The sequence below is a fragment of the Mesorhizobium sp. M7A.F.Ca.ET.027.03.2.1 genome (genome assembly GCF_003999175.1).
Classification (GTDB): Bacteria; Pseudomonadota; Alphaproteobacteria; order Rhizobiales; family Rhizobiaceae; genus Mesorhizobium.
In genome coordinates this window covers 1-6,383 of sequence record NZ_RZOM01000263.1, presented here as the reverse complement: position 1 = coordinate 6,383, position 6,383 = coordinate 1, and the positions used below count along the sequence as shown (strand labels likewise).

The window sequence follows — 6,383 nt, the reverse complement described above, 5'->3', positions numbered from 1 at the left end:
GTCCTATCACGCGTCGCTGCCATCCGGCCCGGCCATCATCCTGTCGGCCGGCGTCGTCTATTTCGCCTCGATCCTGTTTGGCACGCGCGGCATTCTGCGCGCGCGCATCATCCATCACCGTCACAGAACGGCCTGATCCCCGCCCCTAGAAGGAGACCCGTCTATGCTGAAATCGATCCATGCCGCCCTGGCGATGAGCGTTATAACATTAACCGCCTTTGGCGCATCGTCGGCCTTGGCGGCACCGCTGAAAGTGGTCGCTAGCTTCACCGTCATTGCCGATTTCGCCAAAAATGTCGGCGGCGACCGTATCCATGTCACCACCATTGTCGGGCCGGATGGCGACGCCCATGTCTACGAGCCTAGCCCGGCCGATGCGGTGGCCATGGCCAAGGCCGACATCGTTCTGGTCAACGGCCTGCATTTCGAAGGTTTCCTGCAGCGGCTGGTCGATGCCAGCGCCACCAAGGCGTCTATCATCACCTTGACCAAGGGCGTGACGCCGATCGATTTCAAACCTGAATTCGCCGATGCCGACGCGGCCGAAGGTGCCGGCACCGGCGGCGGCAAGACGGTCACCGATCCGCACGCCTTCCAGTCGATCGCCAATGCCAGGATCTACGTGAAGAACATCGCCGAGGCTTTCTGCGCGGCGGATGCGGAAGGCTGCGTCAGCTACCAGACCAATGCCGCCACCTACACGAAGAAGCTCGACGCGGTCGAAGGCGAAGTGAAAGCGGCGATCGCCTCAATCCCGGAGAGCAAACGCGTCGTCATCACCTCGCATGACGCCTTCGGCTATTTCGAACACGCATACGGCCTGACCTTCCTCGCTCCGCAAGGCATCTCGACCGACTCCGAGCCATCCGCCGCAGACGTCGCCAAACTGGTCAATCAAGTGAAGCAGGACAAGGCGGCTGCGATCTTCGTCGAGAACATCACCAACCCGCGCCTGATCGAACAGATCGCCAGCGAAACCGGCATCAAGGTCGGCGGCACGCTCTATTCGGATGCGCTGTCGCAGCCCGACGGCCCGGCCGCGACCTATATCGACATGATGCACAACAACATCCGTCAGATCAAAGGCGCCATTCTCGGCAGCTGAGTTTGAAGGATTGTCCAGCCGGGCCGCTCGGCCCGGTTGGATTTTCCGTCACGCAGTGTCTATTTGGCAGAGAATTCCCTCGGTACGGATTGCCGCCCATGTCGGGGAGTGGCAAGACTGCCACCTGACCAGTTTGCGAGGATGCTGCCATGGAATACCGCGAAATCAGCGAGGACTATTCGGTTTCGGGCCAGATCCAGCCTGAGGACGTCGCCGCCATCAAGGAAGCCGGCTTCAAGAGCGTCATCTGCAACCGGCCCGATGACGAACAGCCCGGCCAGCCTTCTGCCGACACCGTCAAGGCGGCGGTGGAAGCCGCAGGGCTCGCTTTCCGCTACATTCCGGTGATCAGCGGCCAGATCACCGCCGAGAATGTCGAGGATCAGGCCGAAGCGCTCGACGAACTCGACGGCCCGGTCTTCGCCTATTGCCGGTCCGGCGCGCGCTGCACCAATCTCTATGGGCTGATCCAGCAGTCGAAGGGCTGAACGGCCAGGGCTTAAATCGGCAGCGCGCCGGTCTCCTTCAACGTCTCCAGCACGATCGCCGTCTTCACGTGCTGCACGGATTCGTGTGGCAGGAGCACGCCGTTGACGAATTCCGACAGCGACTTCAGGTCGGGCGTCACCACTTTCAGGATGTAATCCATCTCACCGGTCAGCGCGTGCGCTTCCTGCACTTCGGGCAGCCGCGCCACCAGCTCGCCGAAGCGCCTTGCATTGTCGCGGTTGTGCGTGGCGAGCGTCACCGAAATGACGTTGACCAGGGAAAAACCGAGCTTGTCGCGGTCGAGAACGGCGCGATAGCCCTTGATAAAGCCGTCCTCCTCCAGCCGCTGGCGGCGGCGCGAGCATTGCGACGCCGACAGGTTCACCCGCTCCGAAAGATCGTTGTTGGTCAGCCGCGCATCACCCTGCAACAGCGCCATTATCTTGCGGTCAAACTGGTCAATGCGCGCCTCATCCATGGTTTTTCCTCACATCATGCACGCTTCACGCATGACATCATCATTTCAAGCGTTTGAATGCAAGCACCGTGCGCCTCCTCCGCGTTATGATCGTGCAAGACGAGCCTTTTCAGGCCAGGCCAGCTTTCGGAGGAATATCATGGGTCCCTTCCCGCACGACGCCCCGCCCGCCACGATCAGCAAGGACACCCCCGCCGGCACCGACGGTTTCGAGTTTGTCGAATTCGCGCATCCGGAACCGGAAGAACTGGCTCAACTGTTCACCCGTATGGGCTATGTCGCGGTGGCCAAGCACCGCACAAAAGACATCACCATCTGGCGCCAAGGCGACATCAACTATGTCGTCAATGCCGAGCCCGGCTCGCATGCGATGAAGTTCGCCGACAAGCACGGCCCCTGTGCTGCGTCTATGGCCTGGCGGGTGGTGGATGCCAAACACGCTTTCGATCATGCGGTTGCCAAGGGCGCCACGCCTTACGAAGGCGCCGACAAAGCGCTCGACGTGCCAGCAATCATCGGCATTGGCGGCTCGCTGCTCTACTTCATCGAGACCTACGGCAAGAAGGGTTCGGCCTATGATGCCGAGTTCGAATGGCTGGGCGCTCGCGACCCACGGCCGGAAGGCGTCGGCTTCTACTATCTCGATCACCTGACCCACAATGTCTATCGCGGCCAGATGGACAAATGGTGGGATTTCTACCGCAATCTGTTCGGCTTCAAGCAGATCCATTTCTTCGACATCGACGGCAAGATCACCGGCCTGGTGAGCCGCGCCATCACCTCGCCCTGCGGCAAGATCCGCATTCCGCTCAACGAGTCCAAGGACGAGACCAGCCAGATCGCCGAGTATCTGAAGAAATACAATGGCGAGGGCATCCAGCACATCGCTGTCGGCACCGACGAGATCTATGCCGCCACCGACAGGCTGGCCGAGAACGGGCTGAAATTCATGCCCGGTCCGCCGGCGACCTACTACGACATGTCGTACGACCGCGTGAACGGCCATGACGAACCGATCGAGCGCATGAAGAAGCACGGCATCCTGATCGATGGAGAAGGCGTCGTCGATGGCGGCACGACCAAGATCCTGCTGCAGATCTTTTCGAAAACCGTGATCGGGCCGATCTTTTTCGAGTTCATCCAGAGGAAGGGCGACGAAGGTTTTGGCGAGGGCAATTTCCGCGCGCTGTTCGAATCGATCGAGCAGGACCAGATCAAGCGCGGGGTGATCAAGGTGGACGGCAAAGCGGCGTAAGGTTACTCTCGCTGCGGCCCGGCTTTGGCTTAAGGTTGGGCCTAGCGAGGTCGAGCCGTGCACGTCTCTATTACGGAAGCCAGAGCCAAACTGTCGGAACTCGTCAGGCGTGCAAATGCCGGCGAGGAGATCGTAATCACCCGGCGCGGCAGGGTCGTAGCGCGTCTCTTGCCGCCCCCCGGCAAGGAAAGACCTATCGGCGCCACCGCTGCTCTGAAAGGGCCGAGCGGCTTGACGATTAATTAGAGCCCCAACCGCTCGACCTCTCTCTCCCTCAGCTTCAAATCATAATCGAGCAAGAACTCATCCAGTTGCGGCGGCTTGACCGACGTCCCCGAAAGCATGGCGTGCACCTGGCCGCGATGATGGATGTCGTGCAGGAAGACATGGGCGAGGATGTCGCCGATGCGCTCGGGGATCATGCCGTCCTCGCGCCGGTCGGTGATAACCTGCCGATCGAGGTCGTCGGCCGACAGTCTATCGCAAAAGGCGATCAGCCGCCGGTCGACTGCGACCTGCGCCGCAAACAACGCCCCCGGCTCGTCGAGGGGCACGAAGTCGTCATGGGCGGCAGCACCGAGACCACCCTCTTCGAGAAAATCGAGATAGAGAAGATCGACCGCAAGGATGTGGTTGAGCGTCGCCTTGATCGATGGAAAGAAGCTGGTGCGTTCGGCCTCGAACTCACCTGGCTGGAGCGACAGCACCGCGCGGTAGAGCCGGTCGTTCGACCACAGATTGTTGCCGGCCATACGGCGCAGATGGTCGAGCAGGTTCACGAGATCATCCCCCTGCCCGCATCAGATGCAAGCCTGCCCCCATGATCGCGAATCCGGCAAGAACGATCAGCAGAAGCCGGTTCATGCGCCGCCGCATGGCTTGCGTTTCCTCGTCGCGCGCGACGTTCATGTTGGTGATGGTGTGGAACATCATCGCCTTGCGCGGAAAGCCGCTGCGGTTGGTCAGGCCGGGCGATCGCGCCTCAATGCGGTAGCTCAGCCGGATCGCCTGGATGAAGACCGCCAGTATGGCGAGTGCCCAGACACCGGCCAGAAGATAGTCCCCCGTCATGCCCTTACCTCTCGTATTTCTCGACCTTCTGCTCAATGGCGCCGAAGATCGAATGCCCGGTTTTGTCCTTCATCTCGATGCGCACCGTGTCGCCGAAGCGCAGGAACGGCGTTTTGGGTTCGCCTGACACAATGGTCTCGATCATGCGCAGTTCGGCGATGCAGGAATAGCCAGCGCCACCGGCCGAAACAGGCTTGCCCGGCCCGCCGTCGAGCTTGTTGGAGACGGTCCCCGAGCCGATGATCGTGCCGGCCGCCAATGGCCGTGTCCTTGCTGCGTGAACGATCAGCGCCGGAAAATCGAAGGTCATGTCGATACCGGTATTGGCGCGGCCGAACGGCTTGCCGTTGAGATCGGCGAGCAGCGGCAGGCTGACCTTGCCGCCGTCCCAGGCGTCACCCAGTTCGTCCGGCGTGACCGCGACAGGCGAAAACGCCGAGGACGGTTTTGACTGGAAAAACCCGAAACCTTTGGCCAGTTCCGGTCCGGTGAGAGCGCGCAGCGTGACGTCATTGACCAGCATGACCAGCCGGATCGCCGCGCGCGCCTCATCGACACTGGCGCCCATCGGCACGTCGTCGACAATGACGGCGACTTCGCCTTCCATGTCGATGCCGAAGGCTTCGTCAGCCATGCGGATCGGATCGCGTGGCGGAATGAAAGCGTCCGAGCCGCCCTGGTAGATCAGCGGGTCGGTCCAGAAGCTCGCAGGCATCTCGGCGCCGCGCGCTTTGCGCACCAGTTCGACATGATTCACATAAGCCGAGCCGTCGGCCCATTGATAGGCGCGCGGCAGCGGCGAGTGGGCGTCATGCTCGTGGAAGCGCTCCGCCGGCATCGCATTGTTCTCAAGCGATTCCGCTATTGTCGCGAGATGCGGGGCGATGCGGCGCCAGTCGTCGAGCGCCGCCTGCAGCGTGCGCACCAGGAACGAGGCGTCTGTGAAGCGTGTCAGGTCGCGCGAGACGACGACGAGTTTTCCATCGCGCGTCCCGTCCTTCAATGTGGCAAGCTTCATGCGGTTTCCTCTCCTGCTGCAGCTTTGGCGCTGCTTAAGCCCACAACAAGACCGTCGCGGGCGATCGTCAAGTCGCCGGCCCATGTTTTCCTGACAGCGGCAGTCCAATCGGCCTCGCCGATCCCGGGATCGTCGGCCGGAATGAGATGATTGAGCACCAGTCTCTTGACGCCGGCATCGCTGGCGATGCTGCCGGCCTCTTCGGCAAAGCTGTGGCTGGCGAGCAGGTGGTCTTTCAGCCGCGCGCCATTGCCGGTCCTGGCCACCAGCCGCTCGATGCCTTCCTCCAGCATGGCTTCATGGACGAGGATATCCGCACTCCGGGCGAACTCCGCGAGCGGCGGATAAAAGACCGTGTCAGCTGAGAACACCACGCTTTTCCCGCCGTGTTCGAAGCGCAGGGCAAAACAGTCGGTCACCGGCGGATGCTCGACGCGCAGCGCCGAAACCGTCAAGCCGCCCTGCTCGAGTACCTGGCCTTCCCCGAATTCGACGATCGAAACCAGGCCTCGAATATCCGGCCGGCCCTCGTCGACGATGCGGATTTCGATATCGAACTCCATCGCCTGGCAAAAGCGCCGCCAGTAGTGGCCAGTGCCGGGCGGACCGAAGACGCCGACGGGCGTGGCCAGACCCGCCGTCCAGGCGGTGTGGATCAACGGCCCCAGTTCCAGGACATGGTCGGAGTGCAGATGCGTGATGAAGATCAGGTCGAGCGCCTTCAGGCCGATGCCCGCGTCGACCAGACCGCGCGTCACGCCAAGCCCGCAGTCGACGACGATGCTGCGGCCTCCGATCTGCAGCAGCGACGAACTCGGCCACGGACCGCCTGGCCGCAGCGCAGGGCCGCCCTTCGAGCCCAAAAGCACCAGCCGATCCGGCATTGGCTCGGTGCTCAAGACCAGTCGCCCTCGGGCGTGCCGTTGAAACGCTTCTTCAGATCCGCCCAGCAGTCGATGTAATTGTC

General features: G+C 62.0%; 9 protein-coding genes and 1 pseudogene. 5 read left to right on the top strand and 5 right to left on the bottom strand.

Annotated elements, in window-relative coordinates; translation table 11 throughout:
• From EN750_RS40705 to EN750_RS13830, 3 genes and pseudogenes are all read left to right on the top strand, one after another.
• A pseudogene (locus tag EN750_RS40705) lies at positions 1-136 on the top strand (metal ABC transporter permease); the annotation flags it as partial.
• 27 nt (positions 137-163) lie between these two features.
• Positions 164-1,105, top strand: coding sequence for a zinc ABC transporter substrate-binding protein AztC (gene aztC, locus EN750_RS13835; protein ID WP_127396745.1), 942 nt, complete (start codon positions 164-166; stop codon positions 1,103-1,105).
• Between the two features lie 149 nt (positions 1,106-1,254).
• A complete protein-coding gene (locus EN750_RS13830; RefSeq protein WP_127270126.1) occupies positions 1,255-1,593 on the top strand; it encodes a TIGR01244 family sulfur transferase in 339 nt (112 codons plus the stop codon).
• Positions 1,594-1,604: 11 nt separating this feature from the next.
• Here the strand turns inward: EN750_RS13830 and EN750_RS13825 are convergent, their stop codons facing one another.
• Positions 1,605-2,072: an Lrp/AsnC family transcriptional regulator gene (locus EN750_RS13825; RefSeq protein WP_127270128.1), complete on the bottom strand. Its 468-nt coding sequence runs from the start codon at positions 2,070-2,072 to the stop codon at positions 1,605-1,607.
• 139 nt (positions 2,073-2,211) lie between these two features.
• Here EN750_RS13825 and hppD point away from each other — a divergent pair, with 139 nt between their 5' ends.
• The gene (hppD, locus tag EN750_RS13820) at positions 2,212-3,327 is read left to right on the top strand and encodes a 4-hydroxyphenylpyruvate dioxygenase (RefSeq protein ID WP_127396744.1); all 1,116 of its coding nucleotides are present in this window, start codon (positions 2,212-2,214) and stop codon (positions 3,325-3,327) included.
• Between the two features lie 57 nt (positions 3,328-3,384).
• Positions 3,385-3,573 carry a type II toxin-antitoxin system prevent-host-death family antitoxin gene (locus EN750_RS13815; RefSeq protein WP_127270132.1) on the top strand — a complete coding sequence of 63 codons (189 nt, stop codon included), beginning with the start codon at positions 3,385-3,387 and terminating at the stop codon, positions 3,571-3,573.
• Here the strand turns inward: EN750_RS13815 and EN750_RS13810 are convergent.
• Genes EN750_RS13810 through EN750_RS13795 form a run of 4 tightly spaced genes read right to left on the bottom strand, consistent with a single transcriptional unit; the run spans position 3,570 to position 6,300 of the window.
• The gene (locus EN750_RS13810; protein ID WP_127396743.1) at positions 3,570-4,106 is read right to left on the bottom strand and encodes a DinB family protein; all 537 of its coding nucleotides are present in this window, start codon (positions 4,104-4,106) and stop codon (positions 3,570-3,572) included. The two genes, EN750_RS13815 and EN750_RS13810, sit on opposite strands and share 4 nt — an antisense overlap.
• A 4-nt stretch (positions 4,107-4,110) precedes the next feature.
• On the bottom strand, positions 4,111-4,398 hold the full coding sequence (locus EN750_RS13805) for a hypothetical protein (RefSeq protein ID WP_127270135.1): 288 nt from the start codon (positions 4,396-4,398) through the stop codon (positions 4,111-4,113).
• Between the two features lie 4 nt (positions 4,399-4,402).
• Positions 4,403-5,416, bottom strand: coding sequence for a fumarylacetoacetate hydrolase family protein (locus EN750_RS13800; RefSeq protein WP_127396742.1), 1,014 nt, complete (start codon positions 5,414-5,416; stop codon positions 4,403-4,405).
• A complete protein-coding gene (locus EN750_RS13795) occupies positions 5,413-6,300 on the bottom strand; it encodes an MBL fold metallo-hydrolase (RefSeq protein ID WP_189526191.1) in 888 nt (295 codons plus the stop codon). The genes EN750_RS13800 and EN750_RS13795 overlap by 4 nt, the downstream gene beginning before the upstream one ends.
• Positions 6,301-6,383 lie beyond the last annotated feature (83 nt).